This is a genomic window from Embleya sp. NBC_00896, assembly GCF_045207785.1.
Lineage (GTDB): Bacteria > Actinomycetota > Actinomycetes > Streptomycetales > Streptomycetaceae > Embleya.
The window spans coordinates 2,593,877-2,612,116 of the sequence record NZ_CP108776.1 but is presented as its reverse complement, the minus strand read 5'-3'; the positions used below and the strand labels follow the sequence as shown (position 1 = coordinate 2,612,116).

Genomic DNA, 18,240 nt, shown 5'->3' with positions numbered 1-18,240 from the left:
GGGGAGCACAGGGAGTGGCATGAACGGCGGCAGGGAACGACCGGAGGACGACGGGGCGATGCGCTTCGAGGACGATCCGCTCGAACCCTCGGCCGGTGGCGACGACTCGGACGGTGGTGACGACTCGGACGGTTCCGAGAGTGGCTTCGGAGGCGGTTCCGAGAGCCGCTTCGGAGGCGGTTCCGGGAGTGGTTCCGGCAGCGGTTCGTGGGGCGACGACGCCTATCTCGACGAGTTGTTCGGTCCCCGCCCCGGTGCGGCCGAGGAGGCGCCGCGGGTCGAGGCGCCTGCCGAGCGGCCCGCCGCACCGCCGCCGCCCGCTGAGCCGCCTGCGGCCGCGCCGCCGCCCGCCGCCGCGCCGCGGATCGGGGGCGGCGAACCGATCCGACTCGACGACGACTGGGCGGGGTCGGCGTCGGCCGGTTCCTCCGGTTCCTCCGGTTCCTCCGGTTCCTCCGGTTATCTCGGTTCCTCGGGCTCTCTCGGTTCCTTGGGTTCTCTCGGTTCCTCGGGCGCCCCGGGTTCCTCCGGATCCGCAGGGTCCTCAGGGTTCGCAGGCTCCGCAAGGTCCTCGGACTTCTCGGACTTCTCCGATCTCTCCGCGCCGGATGCGACCAAGGACCTGCCGGCGGGCGTGCTCCAGCTCGTCGCGGGGGATCTTCTCCTGACGTTCGGCGGCGTCGACGGCACCGAAGCCGGGCCGTTGCCCCCGGGTGCCCGGCCGACGCGTCCGTCCAAGCTGCCCGGCGCGGTCCCCGCGGACGGGCTGCCGCCGCTGGGCCGCGGGGTCGAGATCGCCGAGCTCACCGGCCTTTTGCAACGCGGGACTTCGGTCCGGATCGGCGGGCCGATCTCGATCGGCCGGACGACGCTGCTGCGCTACATCGCCGCGCTCGACCCCGCCGGGGCGCCCGGCGGGGTGATCATGCTCAACGGCCGCCGCCGCGGCCTCGACGACCTGTTGCAGCAGTTCCACGACGCGTGCTTCGGTGGGCCGGCGTACCGGCCCACCCGGGCGCAGTTGGGCGCGATACTCGCCGACGTGGCCGCGCTGGTGGTCGTCGACGACCTGGAGCTGCCCCAGGAGGACGTGCTCGAACTCCTGCGGATCGCACCGGAATGCGCGTTCCTGGTGGCCGGCCCCGAGGTGGTCGACCCGATCGTGCGCCGGGACTCGCCGCTGCACGAGATCACCCTGGGCGGGCTGCCGCAGGAGGCGTCGTTCGACCTGCTCCGGCGCATGGCCGGGCGGGAGTTGGACGACGAGGAACTGGCGTGGGCGTCCGCGCTGTGGTTCCAGGTCGGCGGTCACCCGGGCCGGTTCGTCCAGGCCGGCGCGCTGCTCGCGCGGCGCGACCGCGGCCGGTCGAGCTACGGGCTGCTGGACGACGGCGCGGCGGACACCTCCGGTGAGCTGCCCTCGCCCGGCGACCCACGGCAGTTCGTGCCGCGCTTGGTGCCGCTGGTGTCCTCGTCCGCGCAGCAGGTGCTGCGCCTCGCGTCGGCGCTGGACGGCGAACTGCCGGACCCCGTACACCTGCCGGCCCTGACCGGCGCGGTGGACGCGGTGGGCGCCGCCGACGAGCTGGTCGAGGCGGGGCTCGCGGTCCACGAGTACGGCCGGTACCGGCTCGCGGGCGGGGCCACGGAGGCGGTCGCGTCCATCGTGCGCGGGCCGTCGTCGTGGGCGGTCGCGGCCATACAGCACTTCACGTGGTGGGTCTCGCACCCGTCGGTCACGCCGGTCGAGGTCGCGCGCGAGGCGGACACCATCCTGGCTTGCCTGCGCGAGTCCGAGCGGCTGGGCAAGGCCGGTTCGGCCCGTGCGCTGGCGCGTTCGGCGGCGCCCGCGTTCGGCGCGTCGGCGCGGTGGGACGCGTGGGGCGAGGTGCTCGACCTGGGCCTGGCGTCCGCGCGCGACGCGGGGGCCTCGGCGGCGGCGGACCACGCGTGGTTCCGGCACGAGTTGGCGGTCCTGGCGCTGTGCACCGGTGACCCCCGGGCCGCCCGCGAAGAGGCGGTCGCGGCCACGCGGATGCGCGACGTCGGCTCGGACAAGCGCGGACTCGCGGCCGACCGGCGGGTGTTGGCCCTCGCGGGCGGCGATCGCGCGGCGGCCGCGGCGGCGGGGGCGACCGGCGAGGGCGGCGCGGGGCGCGGCGGGATCGGCCGCCGCGGCGTGTTGATGACGGCGGGCGCGGCGGCGGTCCTGGTGGTCACCCTGGCGGCGGTGGTCGGCATGGGCTCGGACTCCTCCGACGACGTCGACAACCGCAACCCCGTGGGCTCGACCGGATCGGCGAGCATCGACCCGAACACTCCGGGCCGGGGACCGGTCGCGGACCCGAACACCGCCCGGGACCAGCTCCCGCCGCCGACCGGAAGCCGCAAACCGGCCACCGGCGTCGCGACGACCACGATCACCACGACGTCCCGCGAGACGACCACCGCCTCGGCCACCGCGACCTCCTCCACGAGCAGCCACCCGGTGAGCCCGGGGAACTCGTCGTCCCAGCCGGCCGGCAGCTCGCCGCCCCCGACGAAGCCGTCGACGAGCGCGCCGCCCACCTCGGCGAGCCCGACCACGTCGGCCCCCGTCGACCCGCCGCTGCCCCCGGCGGGCGGCCTTCCGTCGAATTGAGGCACCGCCACGCCCGAACGCCGTCGGGTCCACACTTCCCGACGGCGGGCGGTGCCACGCGGCGCGTGGTGGTCAGCGCAGGGCCGGCAGCACCTCCTTGCCCAGCCGTGTCACGTTCGCCAAGGTCAGGGGCGGGACGCCGGTGCCCTCGACGAAGAGCAGGAAGCGGTTGATCCCGGTGCGTTCTGCGGTGCGCTCCAGGGCCCGTACGCAGTCCACCGGCGTGCCGACCGCGTGGATACGGCACAGGAAGTCGGTGTACTCGGCCGGGTCGCGCATGTGGCGCTGGCGGTCGTCGACGGTCACGTGCGCGGACAGGCCCCTGCGCAGCCACTTCGGCATCGCCCGGCGCAGCGTCTCGGTCGCCTCGCGGCGACTGTCCGCGACGTAGGCGACCGTCGCCGCCGCGTGCTCGACCGCCTTGGGGTCGCGGCCGCACGCGGACGCGGCGCACTCGTACGTGCGGACCATCGCGGCCTTCTCCGCGTCGTCGGCGTGCATCCCGAGCAGCATCGGCAGGCCGTGCCGGGCCGCGAGCGAGGCGCTCTCACGGGACGTGCAGGCGACGATCACCGGCGGGTGCGGATAGGTCCGCGGCCGCGGTACGACGGGGACCTTGCGGAACGCGAAGTACTCGCCCTCCGCGCCCACCCGCTGGTGGGTCAGCCAGCGCAGCAGCAGGTCGAGCGACTCCGGGAAGGCCTCGTCGTGCCGGCGCAGGCCCGTACCGAAGACCTCCAGGTCCACCCAGGGCCCGCCGCGTCCGACCCCGAGGGTGAATCGGCCCCCGGAAAGTTGATCCAGCAGAGCCGTCTGCTCACCGAGGGTGACCGGATGTTGGTTGGAAACTACACTGATGGCCGTACCCACCCCGATCCGATGCGTACGCCCCAGTAGCATGGAAGCGAACGTCACCGCCGACGGGCACAACCCGTACGGCACGAAATGGTGTTCGGCGATCCAAGCCTCGTCGAACCCGGCCTCCTCCGCGGCGATTCCCGCGTCCATGGCAGCGGTGAGCACCTCACCGTGATCGCCCGCGTCGAACTGTGCCGCCAGCAGGAAGATGCCCAACTTCATCGCGTCCTCCTCGTCGTGTTCCTTCCGGGCCCGACGGAGCGGACGGGGCGCGGCAGGGCAGGTTCGCCCACAGACAACACAACGCTCGAACCACTTCGTAGGTAATCCTTCACGCCTGACGGTTTTTCACCCCGCCGTACGCGTATCCGGACGACCGTCCGAACGGGCGTTCGGGTCGGATCGCGGCGAATGGCACATCCCACCGGTCTGTGCCTGTTCGACAAGGGCTGCAATACTCCTGAAAACCGGCGGTACTACTTCGCAGTAACCAAGGCGTACTCCCCAGGGAGACGCCATTTCAGCAGCGAGGAGCGCAGCAGATGACCCGTGACATCAGCACGGTCGGTGTGATCGGACTCGGCACCATGGGTGCCGGCATCGTCGAGGTCCTGGCCCGGGCGGGAATCACCGTCGTGGCCGTGGACGTCTCGGACGAGGCCGTCGCGCGCGGACGCGCCCGGATCGCCGAGTCGACCGCCCGCGCCGCCGCGCGCGGGAAGCTGACGGAAGATCAGCAGCGAGACATCTTCGATCGGATCACCCTCGGCACCGACCTGACCTCGGTCGCCGACGCCGACCTCGTCCTGGAGGCGATACCGGAACAGTTGGCGCAGAAGCAGGAGCTCTTCGCCCAACTCGACAAGATCTGCGGCCCGGAGACGATCCTGGCCACGAACACCTCCTCGCTGTCGGTCACCGAGCTCTCGGTGTCCACCTCGCGCTCCTCGCGCGTCGTGGGGCTGCACTTCTTCAACCCCGCGCCGGTGATGAAGCTGGTCGAGGTCGTCCGCACGGTCGTCACCGAGCCCGAGGTGCTGGCCGACGTGGTCGCGCTCGCCGAGCGGCTCGGCAAGTCGCCCGTGGTCGCCGGCGACCGGGCCGGGTTCATCGCCAACGGGCTGCTGTTCGCGTACCTGAACCACGCGGCGTCGATGTACGAGCAGAAGTACGCGACGCGCGAGGACATCGACGCGGCCATGCGTTTCGGCTGCGGCCTGCCGATGGGTCCGCTCGCGGTGCTCGACCTGGTCGGGATCGACACGGCGTACGAGATCCTCGACCAGATGTACCGGCAGTCGCGCGACCGCCTGCACGCGCCGGCGCCGATCCTCAAGCAGATGCGTACCGCGGGTCTGCTCGGGCGCAAGAGCGGCCAGGGCTTCTACCGGTACGAGCAGGCCGGCTCGCCGGTCGTGGTCACCGAGGCCGGCGAGTCCGGCACCGTCGCCGGCACCCCGCGCGAGGTGCGCGCGGTGGGCGTGGTCGGCACCGGGACGATGGCCACGGGCATCGTCGAGGTGTTCGCCAAGGCGGGCTACGACGTCGTGTACGTCGCGCGCAGCGAGGAGAAGGTCGAGCGCGTGCGCGCGGCCCTGATCCGCTCGCTCGACAAGCAGATCCAGCGCGGCCGGCTGACCGAGGAGGCCAAGGACGCGGCGCTCGCCCGCGTCACCGGCACGACCCGGCTCGACGACCTCGCGTTCGCCGACCTGGTCGTGGAGGCCGTGGTCGAGGAACTCTCGGTCAAGCAGGCCCTGTTCGAGAACTTCGACGAGATCTGCAAGCCCGGCGCGGTGCTGGCGACGACGACGTCCTCGCTGCCGGTGATCGACTGCGCGGTGGCCACCTCGCGCCCCGGCGACGTGGTCGGCATGCACTTCTTCAACCCCGCGCCGGTGATGAAGCTGGTCGAGGTGGTGCGGACGGTCGCGACGTCGGACGACGTCGTGGCGACCATCCACGAGGTGTGTCGCAGGACGCGCAAGCACGCGGTGGACTGCGGCGACCGGGCCGGATTCATCGTCAACGCGCTGCTGTTCCCGTACCTCAACGACGCGGTGCGGATGCTCCAGGCCAACTACGCGACGACCGAGGACATCGACACCGCGATCAAGCTGGGCGCGGGCTACCCGATGGGGCCGTTCGAACTTCTGGACGTGGTCGGTCTGGACGTCTCGCTCGCGATCCAGAAGGTGCTGTTCGCCGAGTTCCGCGAGCCGGGCTGGTCGCCGGTGCCGCTCCTGGAGCACCTGGTCACCGCGGGCTACCTCGGTCGCAAGACGGGCCGCGGCTTCCGGGACTACGCGAAGCGGTAGTCGCGGGGGTCCAACCGCGAGTGGGCCACGGGCGCGCGCCCGTGGCCCACTCGTGCGCCCGGCAGGGGTCTGCGATCGCGACGCGTGCGCGCACAACGCCGGGGGTGCGTCGGGCGAGCTCACGCACCCGTACCCTTTTTGTGTGCCGCGTCGTAACAAGCCCACCAGCCGATCCCGGTCCTTCGACCGGGACGAACCCCGCGACCCCAGCCTCGGTTTCGAGGAGCGTGAGACGGGGGCCGACGGGGAGTGGCTGGTACGGCCGATCAGCGGCCAGGCCGCGACCAAGACCTATCGCTGCCCCGGATGCGACCACGAGATCCCGCCCGGCGTACCGCACGTGGTCGCGTGGTCCGCGGACGGCCGCGTCGAGGAACGCCGCCACTGGCACCGCCCCTGCTGGAACAGCCGCGGCCAACGCCGGATCACCCGGCGGCGATAGCACCGGTCCCCGGGGTCGGCCGGGTCAGCAGGTAAGCCGCGGCCACGAGCGCGAGAACCGGCAGCGTCACCGTGAGCACGAGCGGGGCAAGGAGCGCGGCGGCCGAGGCCGCCACGTGCAGGCCCGCCGCGCCGATCAGGCCGGTCCGGGTCGGTACGCCGGAGCGCAACCGGGCCAGCAGGTCGCTCGACGCCCACACCGACCAGATCGCGATCACCACGCCGACCAGGACGAAGAACGCGATGCCGACTCCGCTCGCCCAGTGCGCCTTCGGCCCCGAGAGCCGGTCGTCGCCGAGGTCGAGCACGCGGATCGGCGCGACGACGCAGCCGACGACGACCGCGGCGATCGCCTCGACGGCCAGGATGGCGATGGCCAGCTACGTCACGGTCCTGCGGGTCGTCGTCATAGGGCGCGATCGTGCCCGTGAACCGACGGGTTGTCGAGAGTACGTTCGAAAAGCGGGATGTGCCGGCCGGGTCCGGCGTCGGGTGGCGGGCGCCATCCGACGCCGGACGCCTTCACCGCGCCCGCGAAGGGCTCACCCCCGCCGCCCGAACCGCAGCGACACATACCGGTCCAGCATCTTCATCGTGCCCTGCGTACGGGCGTAGCGGGCCAACTCCTTGCCCGTGGCCGGATCCAGCGACGCGAAGGTCTCCTTGATCACGGTCACCGCTCGCTCTCCCTCTCGCGCAGGACGGACTTCTTGACCTTGCCGGCCACCGTGAGCGGCAGCGCGTCGACGAACGAGACGCTCCTGGGGGCCTTGTAGCCGGCGATCAACGTCTTGGCGTGTGCCCGGATCTGCTCCGCCGTCAGCTCGCGGTCCGGGTGCAGGACCACGACGGCGTGCACGCGCTCGCCCCAGGTCGGGTCGGGCAGGCCGATCACGGCGCAGCCGGCGACATCCGGGTGGGCGTTGACCGCGTTCTCCACCTCGGCGCTGTACACGTTCTCCGCGCCGGTGACGATCATGTCCTTGAGCCGGTCGACCACCGTGACGTAGCCCTCGGCGTCCATGAACCCCAGGTCGCCGGTGTGCATCCAGCCACCGCGCAGGGCCTGCCCCGTCTCCTCGGGCCGGTTCCAGTAGCCCACCATCACGTGGTCTCCGCGCGAGACGATCTCGCCGATCTCGCCGCGGGCCAGTTCGTGCTCGTCGGGCCCGACGATCCGAACGTCCGCGTGGTAGCAGGGCCGGCCCGCCGAACGCAGCTTGACGGGATCCGCGTCGAGGTGGTCCTGCGGCATCAACAGCGTCGCCAGTGGCGAGAGTTCGGTCTGGCCGTAGGCCTGTACGAGGGAGGTGCCGGGCAGTGCCTTGAGCACCCGGTCGAGCAGTGCGGCGGTGATCGGCGAGGCGCCGTAGGTCAGCAGTCGCAGCGAGGACAGGTCGTGGCTCGCGAACTCCGGGTGGTCGAGCACCATCTGCAGCATCGTCGGGGCCAGGAAGATCTCGGTGACCCGCTCCCGCTGGATCAGCGCCGCCACTTGCTCGGGGTCGAAGAACGGCATGACCACCTGCGGGACGCCGACGATCGACGTCATCAGGGCCACCCCGAAGCCGGCGATGTGGAACAGCGGGGCGGCGTGCAGCACGCGCGCGTTCGGCGCGATCCGGAACGACGCGGTGGCGACGAGGCCGCCCATCGCGGACGCGAGCAGGTTGTCGTGCGAGAGCATGACGCCCTTGGGGAATCCGGTCGTTCCGCCGGTGTAGAAGATCCCCGCGAGGTCGTCGCCGCCGCGGTCCGCGTCCGGGATCGGCTCGGCAGCGGCGAGCAGGGCCTCGTACGACCGCGTCCCGGTCGGGGTCGGCGCGGCGCCCATGTGCACGATCTCGCGCAGGCTCGACGACGCCTCGCGCAGCGCGGGGATCAGGCCCGCGAACGCGTCGTCGACGATGAGGACGGAGGTCTGCGAGTCGTCGAGCGAGTAGGCGATCTCGGCCGGGCTCCAGCGGATGTTCACCGGATTGAGGACACCGCCGGCCCACGGGATCCCGCTCAGACACTCCAGGTAGCGGGTCGAGTTCAGGGCCAGGATCGCGACCCGGTCGCCGGGTTCGACGCCGAGCCCGCGCAGCGCGCCGCCGAGTCTCGCGACCCGCTCGCGCAGTTCACGAAACGTGGTTCGCGCGGGGCCGTCGAGTACGGCCTCCCGATCCGGTGTCTGTTGGGCCCATCGGTGCAACGGCTGGGTGATGCCCATGAAGCTGCTCCTCGCGTGTGGAGGGAGGGGTGCGGGACGGGTACGGGACGGGCGCATGAAGGGCGCGGGGACGCCGAGGCGCGGGCGCGCCGTGAGGCCCGCCCGCGCCGCCGAAGGGTCCTGACGTGGTGTCAGCAGTCGCGCAGGGTCGGCGACTGGTTGAGCAGTTGACCGCGGATCGAGGTGAACTTGGCGTACCGGTCCGTGTCCAGGCCCTCGACCGGGAACACCGCGACCCGGTGGCAGTTCTGGAACGCGAGCTTGACCCCGAAATGCCGTTCCATCGAGCCGCGGATCGCGTCGGAGGCCAGCGCGCGCAGAAGCTGTCCCCGCTCGGTCTCGGTGGCGGGCGGCACCTGGTTGTCCGCGAACGGGCCGCCATCGACCCGGAGCTGCGTCGCCAACGAGGCGACGAGATTCCAGGCGTAGGGCAGCGAGGTGCGCACACAGTCGACGAACTCGGCCTCGTCCACGTCTCCGCGTTCGGCCTGTTCCAACAGCTTCGGAGGCACATCGAGCGACATCGGTGCTCCTTCCGGCCGGGACGTACACAAGGCCGCCCGGCGGTTCGGGTCGTATCTCGTACGTGCGGGTGGCACCAACGCGTCGACCACGACCCGCCCCGAACGCCCATCCGCCCGACCCGCGCCGTCTCCTGACTCACCGTAGGACATCGACCACACGATGCTCCATAGCGAACCGGCGGGAACCGCCTCGGACCGACCGGGACCGCCGTGATCCACGGGCCGGCCCGCACCCAGGCCCCGCACCCCGGCCCGTGCGCCGGCCGCCGCGTGTCGCGTGGATCACACGTACCGGGCCCGGGAGGTGGTGATGGCCCGGAGGGGTGCTCCGGAGACGGTAGCGTCGGGGTATGCGTCTCGTCATCGCCCATTGCTCCGTGGACTACGTCGGGCGACTCACCGCCCACCTGCCGTCCGCCCCCAGGCTCATCCTCGTCAAGCGGGACGGGAGCGTGTCCATCCACGCCGACGACCGCGCGTACAAGCCGCTCAACTGGATGAGTCCGCCGTGCTCGCTCAAGGAGGGCGAGGGGGTGTGGACGGTGATCAACAAGGCCGGCGAGAAGCTGATCATCACGATCGACGACATACTGCACGACTCGTCGCACGAGCTCGGGGTCGACCCGGGCCTGGTCAAGGACGGCGTCGAGGCACACCTGCAGGAGTTGCTGGCCGACCGGCTCGACGCGCTCGGCGCCGGCTGGACGCTGATCCGCCGCGAATACCCCACGCCGATCGGGCCGGTGGACATCCTGTGCCGGGACGCCGACGGGACCACCGTGGCGGTCGAGATCAAGCGGCGCGGCGAGATCGACGGCGTCGAGCAGCTCACCCGCTACCTGGAGCTGCTCAACCGCGACACCCTGATCGCCCCGGTCAAGGGCGTGTTCGCCGCGCAGGAGATCAAGCCGCAGGCCCGAGTGCTCGCGGCGGACCGAGGCATCACCTGCGTCACGCTCGACTACAACGCCCTGCGCGGCACCGAGGACGACAAGCTCAAGCTGTTCTGACCGGCCCGCCGTCGGGTCCCGGGCGTGGACCCGACGGCGTTCGGGCGAGTGAGCGCTTACCCGCACCCGCAGGCTCGGCTCGCGCAGGCCGTCGTCGACCGGACTCGCCAAGACGCTTTTCGCCGCCACGGTGCAGAGGTTCGGGCGTTGTGTGTGACGTCCTCCCTACGCCGCAGGTCCCTGCGGATCGTGAGTTGGCTTCGGCCTTCCGCCAGGGCCGTGCGTAGGACTGCTCCTCGGTCGACGCCGCGGTGGAGGAGGGTTTTGGTCAGCAGGGCCGGCACCGCGCTCGAGGCGAACTGCACGAGTTGGTACAAGGACGCCGACGGCAAGGTGACCACGAACTGGCCCCTGCACACCTACCAGTACCGGCCGGCGACCTGGCGGGCATGAGCCGGCCGGGAAGCCGGCGCACGTCCCTGCCCGGGTCCGGGTCAGTCGGCGTAGTAGTCGGTCATCAGCTCCGTCGACCACGCGGGCTGGGCGACCGGGCCGCGCGGGCCGAACTCGGCCAGGTACGGCTTGAGGTCGAGCACCGGCGTGCCCTCGATCGCGTCCAGGCCGCGCACGTGCACCTCCGGACCGTCCACCCGCACGAGCGAACACCGGGACACCGCGAGCCGATTGGGTCGGTTCTTCCCGCGCTGCGCGAAGATCCCCACGAGGGGCCAGTCGGGATTGCCGCGCGGCCTGCGCGCGCCCGACTCGATCCGCTCGTCGGCGACCAGGTGGAAGTGGAACACGACCTCCAGGTGCGAGAACTCGGCGAGGCCGAAGAGCGCCTCCGGGCCGAACCGATCCGGGTCCAGCCGGATCACCGCGGGGACGTTCCCCCAGTGGTCGTCCAGGGGTTCGACGCGCGGGCTGTGCACATGGCCGATCGGGCGCAGGGTGATGTCGGTGTGGTCCATGGGGACACTGTGCCTCAGGGGATCCGTGCGGGAATCGGCCGGCGGGGCCCGGCCGGGTCGGTGCGGGGCGTCGCGTCCTACGGAGTCAGGTGCATCGCGTGTACGACCAGCTCGGCCAGCGCGTTCGCCGCGCTCTCGCGGATCCGCGCGTCGCACTCGGTCATCGGGGTGCTCGGGCTGATCGACAGCGCGTCGCGCAGATCCTCCTCGGGGTAGCGCGGAGCATCGTCGAACAGGTTGACCGCGACCACGAACGGGATGCCCGAGCGCTCGAAGTAGTCCACCGCCGGGAAGCTGTCCTCCAGCCGCCGGGTGTCCACGAGCACGATCGCGCCGACCGCCCCGCGCACCAGGTCGTCCCACATGAACCAGAAGCGGTTCTGCCCCGGGGTGCCGAACAGGTACAGGACCAGGTCGGCTTCGAGGGTGATCCGGCCGAAGTCCATCGCGACCGTCGTGGTGCGCTTCTCCGGCAGGCCCGACAGATCGTCGAGGTCCTCGCTCATCACCGTCATGACCGACTCGGTGGTCAGCGGCGGGATCTCCGAGACGGCCGCGACCAGCGTGGTCTTGCCGACGCCGAAGCCGCCCGCGACGACGATCTTCGTCGACGTGATCGGCGGCCCCTCGCCGATCCTGCGGCCTCCCGCGCCCGCGGCGGGCAGCGGGATGGCCGGGACCTCGTCGCCGAGATCAAATCTTGCGTAGTCCACCGAGCACCCTTTCCAGCAACGCGCGATCGGGCCGCCCGGCCTCGTGCTCCGCCTGGTACACACTGATCCGGCCCTGCGAGGCCAGATCGCTGATCAGTACCCGGACCACGCCGAGCGGCATGTGCAGGATCGCGGCCACCTCGGCGACCGAGCGCACGCCTCGGCACAGCTGCACGATCGCGCCGACCTCGGGCATGTCGCCGACCGCGTCCTGCGGGCAGTCCAGGGTCGTGACCAGCGTCTCCACGAGCAGGACGTGGCCGTACCGGGTTCGGCCCCGGGTGAGCGTGTAGGGACGCACGCGCGAGGTCCGGCCGCCCGTGTCGGGCCTGGCCGGATATCCCCGCGTGTCGTCGTAGTCGGAAAAACCGCCGTCAGGAGCCAACGCGACCACCTCCACGGTCCTGGTGCATCTGTGCGCGCAGGGCCGGCGTCAGGACGTGGCCGGCGCGCCGAACGAACGAGGTCATCTGGTAGGCGATCACGCCGAGATCGGCCGATCCCGTCGCGTGTACGCCCAGGCAGGAACCGTCGCTGATGGACATCGCCACGACGTAGCCCTCGGCCATCGTGACGATCTCCTGGCGGACCGCGCCCAGGTCCAGGACCCGGGACGTGCCCTCGGCCAGGGCCACGAGGCCGCTGACGATCGCGCCCAGCTGTTCCTCCGCGTCCGGCGCGGCGGAGGCCGCCCCGGGGCCGCGCGCGCTCGCGAGCATCAGGCCGTCGGAGGAGACCAGGACGACCTCCCGGACGCCCGGGACGTCACCGGCCAGGCCCTCCACCAGCCAGTCCACATCGCGTGCCGTGGTGCCATTCGACCCGGTCACCGGTCTCCACCTCCTGTCTCCTCCCGCGCGGGCGGCGGGAAGGTGGGTTCATCCTCGGACGACTCGACCACGTCGGTCGGGTCGCCCTCCCGGCGGGCCGCCTGGAGACCTTCCTGAAAGCCCGTCAGGCGCTTGCGCAGTTCGTCCGCCGAGAGCGACCCCGTGTCGCGGGACGGTTCCGCCGGGGGCAGGACCCGCATCGATCCGGTGTTGTCGCCCGCCACGAGGCGCTTGGGCAGGCCGCGTTGGGTCCGGCCGATCGAGGAGACCGCGGGCCCCGCGCCGTCGTCCGTACGGGGCAGCGGCGGCTTCGGGGGCGTGGCGGGCGGCGGTGTCGGGGTGCGCCGGGCCTGCGGCGGGACCGGAGCGGCCGTGGACGCGGTTCGCGGCGGGACCGGGGGCTCCGTCCGGGCGGGCTCGAACAGCTCGTCCGGGGCCGCCAGTCTGGGCGCCGCGGCGTCGGCGCCCGGATCGGGGTTGGCGGCCGGTGTGCGCTTGGGCAGGCCCTTGGGCGTCCTGGCGGGCGGCGCGGCGCCCTCGCGCGGCACCACCGGGCCGCGCGGGGCGGCGGGCGTCGGGCGGGCGGGGGAGCGGTCGCGGGCTCGGCTGCCTCGGTCCCGGGCTTCTCCGTTCCGGGCTTCTCGATCCCGGGTGCCGCGGTCGCGGGTGCCGCGCCGGCGGCGGGCAGGGCCGTGGCCGGACGCGCCGGCGGCAGCGACAGGCGGGCCGCGCCGGGCGGGATGGCCCGGGCGCCGGGCGCGACGCCCGGGATGGCCATCCGGTCGCGCTCGCGCTCCTGTTCGCGGTCGCGCTCGGCGGAGAACTCGGCGGGCGAGGGGCCCAGACCGTTGAAGGCCGACGCCGGGATCACCACGACCGCGCTCAGGCCGCCCTGCGGGCGCGGACGCAGCTGGACCCGGATGCCGTGCCGGCGGGCGAGCCGGCCGACCACGAACACGCCCAGGCCGCCGCCGCTGGCGGCCTCCTCCTCGGCGCTGTCCCGCTCGATCTGACCGTTCAACTCGGTGAGCCGGTCCGCCGGTACGCCGATGCCGTTGTCGTCCACCGACAACACGACCTCGCCGTTCTCCAGCGTCCAGCCGCCGATCTCCACCCGGGACTCCGGCGCCGAGTAGGCGGCGGCGTTCTCGAGCAGTTCGGCCAGCAGGTGGCCGACGTCGTCGGCGGTCCGGCCGAGCACCTCGGTGCGCGGTACGTGCCCGACGTCGATCCGCTCGTAGCGCTCGATCTCGGAGACGCCCGCGCGGACCACGTCGAGCAGCGGGATCGGCGGGCGCCGGCCGCGGCGCTCGTCGGCGTCCGCGAGCACGAGCAGGTTCTCGCTGTTGCGGCGCATCCGGGTGGCCAGGTGGTCCAGTCGGAACAGGTCCTGCAACCGCTGTGGTTCGTCCTCGCCGTGTTCGAGCTTCTCGATCAGGTCGAGCTGGCGCTCCACGAGGGTCAGCGTGCGCATCGACAGGTTCACGAACACGTCGTGCACCCGGCCGCGCATCAGGGTTTCCTCGTCGGCGAGCGTTTTGCGTCCGAGCAACAGCTCGGCGTGCTCGGCCGCCAGGCGGGCCCGCTCGGCCTCGAGCCGGGCGCTCTCCGCGGCCTGACGCACGGTCAGCTCGCGCAACCGGGCGATCCTCCGCTCGGAGACCCGGTGTCGCAGCCACGCGGCGATCGCGGACAGCGCCACGGCGGTGGTGAGCAGGATGCCCGCGAGGGCCGACTGCCACACCGTCTCGGAATCGCCCAGCAGGACGACGGCGGTCGCGATCCCCGCCAACGCGAAGACGGCCGCCGCGGAACCGATCCCCGCAGCCACTCCGCCCCCCGAGCGCCGGCTCTGGTGAACGGGAGCGGGAACGCGCTCGACTGCCGCGTCCGCTGCGATGGGTGTTCCTGGATCCCCCTGCCCATACATGAGACGTGAGCATATCGTCGGACGTTCTTTCGATGTGATCGCATGGGCTGTGCGAGTCGCCCCGAAAACGGCCGAAAGGCCCCGCCCGACTTACGTCGAGCGAGACCTTTTCGCTATGCGGACCAACATTTTTGACGATTGGTCAGGCGAACGGCCCGAGCCGCGGGTCAGACGTCGCGCGAGCGCAGCCGGATGCCGCCCGCGATCAGCGCCACCGCCGCGTACGCCGCGATCAACAGCAGCGAGGGCCACGGGCCCGGACCGCCGTCGTCGCCGCCCCCTCCGATCAGCTTGCCCAGCGCGAACATCGGCGAGTACTCCATCACCTTCTCGCCGACCGACGCGGGCAGGAACGGGCCGATGATCATCGGCAGCAGGATCACGCCGAGCAGCGCGGTGATCGCGCCGGCCGAGTGCCGAAGCAGCACGCCCAGGCCGAGTCCGAACAGGCCGATCACCGCGAGGTAGAGCGAACCGCCGACGAGACTGCGGAACAGGTCGAACTCGGCGGTGGATTCGCCGATCCGGGACGTGAGCATCGCCTTGCCGAGCAGGGCGGTCACGGCCATCGTGACGAGCCCGACCACGAACATCAGCCCGGCGAACACGAGGCCCTTGGCGGCCAGCACCTGGAGCCGGCGCGGGTACGCGGTCAGCGTGGTGCGGATCATGCCCGTCGTGTACTCGGCCGAGATGGTCAGCACGCCCAGCGTCGCGGCGGCGAGCTGCGCGATGATCACGCCGATCAGCGAGATGCTCACGTAGTCGTCTTCGACGGCGGGAGAGACCGTGCTCGCGAGCAGCAGGCCCAGACCGAGGATGAACGCGATCATCACGATCAGCGTCCACATGGTCGAGCGGACCGTGCGGATCTTGGTCCACTCGGACAGCAGCACGCGCCCGAAGCCCGCGTTGGTGCCGCCCACCTGACCGCCGAGCTGCACCTGCTGCACCGGCGGGTAAGGAGCCTGCTGCCCGGGCGGCGGGAAGTGCTGTTGCTGCTGCTGTGCCATCTGCGGCTGGGTCATGTTCGGCTGGGTCATGTTCGGCAGGTTCTGGGGCATCGGGGGCGGAGTGTTCTGTGCCATCGCTCAGCCCTCGCTTCCGTTGGACTGGGGCTTGGACAGGGACGGGGCGCCGGCGGGCGGCGCCTGGACGGGAGCCCCCCACGGCGCGCCGGGCGCGCCCTGCTGGGGATATCCGGGCGGCGGGCCGCCGAACTGCGGGCCGCCCGGCTGCGGGTAGCCCGGCATCTGCCCCGGCACCATCCCGGGCGGACCCCATCCCGGCGGCGGACCGCCCGGCAGGCCCGCGCGGTACTCCACGCTGTGCTGCGTCATCCGCATGTAGACCTCTTCGAGCGAGTCGAAGCGCGGCGACAGCTCGTGCAGTGCGATGCCGTGCTCGGCGGCCAGGTCACCGATCACCGCGGGGGCGAGCTCGTGCACGCGGAACGCGCCCGGCACGCCCTGCTCGGGGTTCATCGTCGCGCCCTTGCCCTCGACCAGGGTTTTGAGCCGGTCGGCCTGCGGCGAGCGCACGACCGTGAACGCCTGCGAGTTCGTCTCGATGAAGTCGCGCATCGAGGTGTCGGCGATCATCCGCCCCTGACCGATCACGATCAGGTGGTCGGCGGTCACCTCCATCTCGCTCATCAGGTGGCTGGAGACGAACACCGTGCGGCCCTCGGAAGCGAGCTGCTTCATCAGGTTTCGGATCCACAGGATGCCCTCGGGGTCGAGCCCGTTGACCGGCTCGTCGAACATCAGGATCCCGGGGTCGCCCAGCAGCGCCGAGGCGATCCCGAGCCGCTGGCCCATGCCGAGCGAGAAGCCCTTCGCGCGCTTCTTCGCCACCTGGGTCAGGCCGACCATGCCGAGGACCTCGTCCACCCGGCGGTTGGGGATGCCATTGCTCTGCGCCAGGCACAGCAGGTGGTTGTAGGCGGTACGCCCACCGTGCATCGCCTTGGCGTCGAGCAGCGCGCCCATCTCCCGCAACGGGGCCTGGACGTGGTCGTACGGGCGGCCGTTGACGGTGACGTTGCCGCCCGTCGGCGCGTCCAGTCCGAGGATCATGCGCATGGTGGTCGATTTACCGGCGCCGTTGGGGCCGAGGAAACCGGTCACCGAGCCCGGCCGCACCTGGAAGGACAGCTGATCCACCGCCAGCTTGTTCCCGTAGCGTTTGGTGAGCCCTCTCGCTTCGATCATCTGTTGCCGCACTCCCGGGTGGTTTCCGTACATGAGCCGATTGAAGTTTCGAGCTTAGGGCCAGTGGGCCGCTGCGGCCGGCAGCCGTGCGGCGGGCCCGGGCTGGGTCACGAGTTCGAGGGAAGTCCCCGGGATCATCCTTGCGGACGATTGACAGACTCAGGCTTGATCCTGACGAGGAGTCACCACTTCACGCAGGATGAGCAGGACCGCCGCCGCGATCGGAATCGCGAGCAATGCCCCGGTCACCCCGAGCAGCGCGCCGCCCACCAGAGCCGCGATCACCGTGATCGCCGGCGGCACGTTGACCGCGCGCTTCATCACCCGCGGATAGATCAGGTAGTTCTCGAACTGCTGATAGGCCAGGAAGAAGATGACGCAGGTCAGCGCCTTGCCGGGGGAGTCGAAGAAGACCACCACCGACACCACGGCCGCGCCGATCGTGGCGCCGATCATCGGGATCAGGTCGGTGAACGCGATGACCAGCGCGAGCGGCAGCGCGTAGTCGTTGCCCAGGACGGTCAGGAAGATGAACGAGGACAGGCCCGCGCAGGTCGCGACGATCAGCGCGCCGTTCACGTAGCCACCGATCCCGGACAGGATCTCGTCGCCGAGCAGCCGCACCCGGGCCCGACGCGACTTCGGGAACAGGTTGTACAGGTGGTTCTTGATGCTGGGCAGCGCGCCCAGGAAGTACAGGGTCAGCACGATCACGGTGAGCGTGTCGAACACCGACGTCAGCACCATCTTGCCGAAGCCCCACAGGCCGCCCGCGACGTTCTGCGCGGTATTGGCGTTCGCGGCCCACTCCTTCGCGCGGTCGACGATGTCGTACTTCTCGTCGAGGCGCTTGAACTGCTCGTTGCGCAGCAGCTCGGTGAGGCTCTCGGGAATCGAGTTGATCAGGCTGGACGTCTGCTCGACCAGCGGCTGCGCGATCGCGGTCACGAAGCCCGCGACCACGATCACGAAGCCGAACGCGACCGCGCTCACCGCCCAGCGCCGCGCCATGCCCCGGCGTTCGAGCCGTTCGACGAACGGGTTCAGGCCGGCGGCGAGGAAGAACGAGATCAGGATGACGATCAGTACGTGCTGGATGCCCAGCACCGCCTGGGCGAGGAACCACGCCGTGATCAGGCCGAGGCCGCCGATGAACCCGATGTAGAACGGCGAGGAACGGCGCAGCGGCTGACCCGGATCGCCGAACCGCGAGCCCACCCCGGTCCACGGCTTGACCTCCGTCTTCGCCGCGATCAGCGCCGGGGCGGGGCCGTCCGGCGCGGGGGCGTCCACCGCGGGCCGCGGGACACCGCCGGCGGGGGCCGGGGTCGAAGCCGCGGCGGCGTCGGGGTCGCCGGCCTGGGCCGGCACGGGCGCGGGCGACCCGTCGACGGTCGTGTCCCCGGCCGCGGGCCCTGCGACCCGGGACGCCGCGGCGTCGTCCGCCGCGCCGGCGTCGTCCGGCGTGGGGGCATCGTCCGGCGCGGGGGCGACCGGGTCGCCATCCGTGCCCTTGCCGCCGTCGGCGGCACCCGCGTCGGGCGCCCCCGATCTGGCGCGCGACCATATGTTGCTCAGCCGACCCATGCCCCGTACTCCTCGTTCACCCTGTTCGGGTCCGACAATTCGTGGATCC

At 71.8% G+C, this 18,240-nt stretch carries 18 protein-coding genes; 5 read left to right on the top strand and 13 right to left on the bottom strand.

What is annotated here, in order from left to right; translation table 11 throughout:
• Positions 1-19: 19 nt before the first annotated feature.
• Positions 20-2,641 carry a hypothetical protein gene (locus OG928_RS11585; protein ID WP_406282657.1) on the top strand — a complete coding sequence of 874 codons (2,622 nt, stop codon included), beginning with the start codon at positions 20-22 and terminating at the stop codon, positions 2,639-2,641.
• A 72-nt stretch (positions 2,642-2,713) separates the two neighbouring features.
• Here the strand turns inward: OG928_RS11585 and OG928_RS11580 are convergent, their stop codons facing one another.
• Positions 2,714-3,721: an LLM class flavin-dependent oxidoreductase gene (locus OG928_RS11580; RefSeq protein WP_406282654.1), complete on the bottom strand. Its 1,008-nt coding sequence runs from the start codon at positions 3,719-3,721 to the stop codon at positions 2,714-2,716.
• 320 nt (positions 3,722-4,041) lie between these two features.
• On the opposite strand from OG928_RS11580, the gene OG928_RS11575 reads away from it, so the two are divergent.
• Both OG928_RS11575 and OG928_RS11570 read left to right on the top strand, forming a co-directional pair.
• The gene (locus tag OG928_RS11575; RefSeq protein ID WP_406282651.1) at positions 4,042-5,817 is read left to right on the top strand and encodes a 3-hydroxyacyl-CoA dehydrogenase family protein; all 1,776 of its coding nucleotides are present in this window, start codon (positions 4,042-4,044) and stop codon (positions 5,815-5,817) included.
• Between the two features lie 142 nt (positions 5,818-5,959).
• On the top strand, positions 5,960-6,259 hold the full coding sequence (locus tag OG928_RS11570) for a hypothetical protein (RefSeq protein ID WP_406282648.1): 300 nt from the start codon (positions 5,960-5,962) through the stop codon (positions 6,257-6,259).
• On the opposite strand, the gene OG928_RS11565 is transcribed toward OG928_RS11570, so the two are convergent.
• The 4 genes from OG928_RS11565 to OG928_RS11550 all read right to left on the bottom strand — a co-directional run bounded on the left by OG928_RS11565 (position 6,243) and on the right by OG928_RS11550 (position 8,997).
• The gene (locus OG928_RS11565) at positions 6,243-6,566 is read right to left on the bottom strand and encodes a hypothetical protein (RefSeq protein WP_406282645.1); all 324 of its coding nucleotides are present in this window, start codon (positions 6,564-6,566) and stop codon (positions 6,243-6,245) included. The two genes, OG928_RS11570 and OG928_RS11565, sit on opposite strands and share 17 nt — an antisense overlap.
• A 234-nt stretch (positions 6,567-6,800) precedes the next feature.
• Positions 6,801-6,935, bottom strand: a complete 135-nt coding sequence (locus OG928_RS11560; RefSeq protein WP_406282642.1) for a hypothetical protein — start codon at positions 6,933-6,935, stop codon at positions 6,801-6,803.
• Complete coding sequence (locus OG928_RS11555) at positions 6,932-8,473, bottom strand: long-chain-fatty-acid--CoA ligase (RefSeq protein ID WP_406282639.1); 1,542 nt, start codon at positions 8,471-8,473, stop codon at positions 6,932-6,934. Before OG928_RS11555 ends, OG928_RS11560 begins: the two co-directional genes overlap by 4 nt.
• A gap of 131 nt (positions 8,474-8,604) precedes the next feature.
• The gene (locus OG928_RS11550) at positions 8,605-8,997 is read right to left on the bottom strand and encodes an SCO5389 family protein (protein ID WP_406282636.1); all 393 of its coding nucleotides are present in this window, start codon (positions 8,995-8,997) and stop codon (positions 8,605-8,607) included.
• Positions 8,998-9,347: 350 nt separating this feature from the next.
• Here OG928_RS11550 and nucS point away from each other — a divergent pair, with 350 nt between their 5' ends.
• On the top strand, positions 9,348-10,007 hold the full coding sequence (gene nucS, locus OG928_RS11545) for an endonuclease NucS (protein ID WP_406282633.1): 660 nt from the start codon (positions 9,348-9,350) through the stop codon (positions 10,005-10,007).
• Positions 10,008-10,271: 264 nt separating this feature from the next.
• A complete protein-coding gene (locus tag OG928_RS11540; protein ID WP_406282630.1) occupies positions 10,272-10,400 on the top strand; it encodes a hypothetical protein in 129 nt (42 codons plus the stop codon).
• A 41-nt stretch (positions 10,401-10,441) separates the two neighbouring features.
• Here the strand turns inward: OG928_RS11540 and OG928_RS11535 are convergent, their stop codons facing one another.
• The 8 genes from OG928_RS11535 to OG928_RS11500 all read right to left on the bottom strand — a co-directional run bounded on the left by OG928_RS11535 (position 10,442) and on the right by OG928_RS11500 (position 18,191).
• A complete protein-coding gene (locus OG928_RS11535) occupies positions 10,442-10,918 on the bottom strand; it encodes an SAM-dependent methyltransferase (RefSeq protein WP_406282628.1) in 477 nt (158 codons plus the stop codon).
• 77 nt (positions 10,919-10,995) lie between these two features.
• Positions 10,996-11,583 carry a GTP-binding protein gene (locus tag OG928_RS11530; RefSeq protein WP_406290912.1) on the bottom strand — a complete coding sequence of 196 codons (588 nt, stop codon included), beginning with the start codon at positions 11,581-11,583 and terminating at the stop codon, positions 10,996-10,998.
• A gap of 28 nt (positions 11,584-11,611) precedes the next feature.
• Entirely contained in the window at positions 11,612-12,016 is a 405-nt protein-coding gene (locus tag OG928_RS11525; protein ID WP_406282625.1) for a DUF742 domain-containing protein, read from the bottom strand.
• Positions 12,006-12,461 (bottom strand): roadblock/LC7 domain-containing protein, encoded by a 456-nt coding sequence (locus OG928_RS11520; RefSeq protein ID WP_406282622.1) that lies wholly within the window; start codon positions 12,459-12,461, stop codon positions 12,006-12,008. The genes OG928_RS11525 and OG928_RS11520 overlap by 11 nt, the downstream gene beginning before the upstream one ends.
• 124 nt (positions 12,462-12,585) lie before the next feature.
• Positions 12,586-14,292: a sensor histidine kinase gene (locus OG928_RS11515; RefSeq protein ID WP_406282619.1), complete on the bottom strand. Its 1,707-nt coding sequence runs from the start codon at positions 14,290-14,292 to the stop codon at positions 12,586-12,588.
• Positions 14,293-14,558: 266 nt separating this feature from the next.
• On the bottom strand, positions 14,559-15,434 hold the full coding sequence (locus OG928_RS11510; protein WP_406282617.1) for an ABC transporter permease: 876 nt from the start codon (positions 15,432-15,434) through the stop codon (positions 14,559-14,561).
• A gap of 48 nt (positions 15,435-15,482) precedes the next feature.
• The gene (locus tag OG928_RS11505) at positions 15,483-16,604 is read right to left on the bottom strand and encodes an ABC transporter ATP-binding protein (RefSeq protein WP_406282614.1); all 1,122 of its coding nucleotides are present in this window, start codon (positions 16,602-16,604) and stop codon (positions 15,483-15,485) included.
• 159 nt (positions 16,605-16,763) lie between these two features.
• A complete protein-coding gene (locus OG928_RS11500; protein WP_406282611.1) occupies positions 16,764-18,191 on the bottom strand; it encodes an AI-2E family transporter in 1,428 nt (475 codons plus the stop codon).
• Between the last annotated feature and the right edge of the window lie 49 nt (positions 18,192-18,240).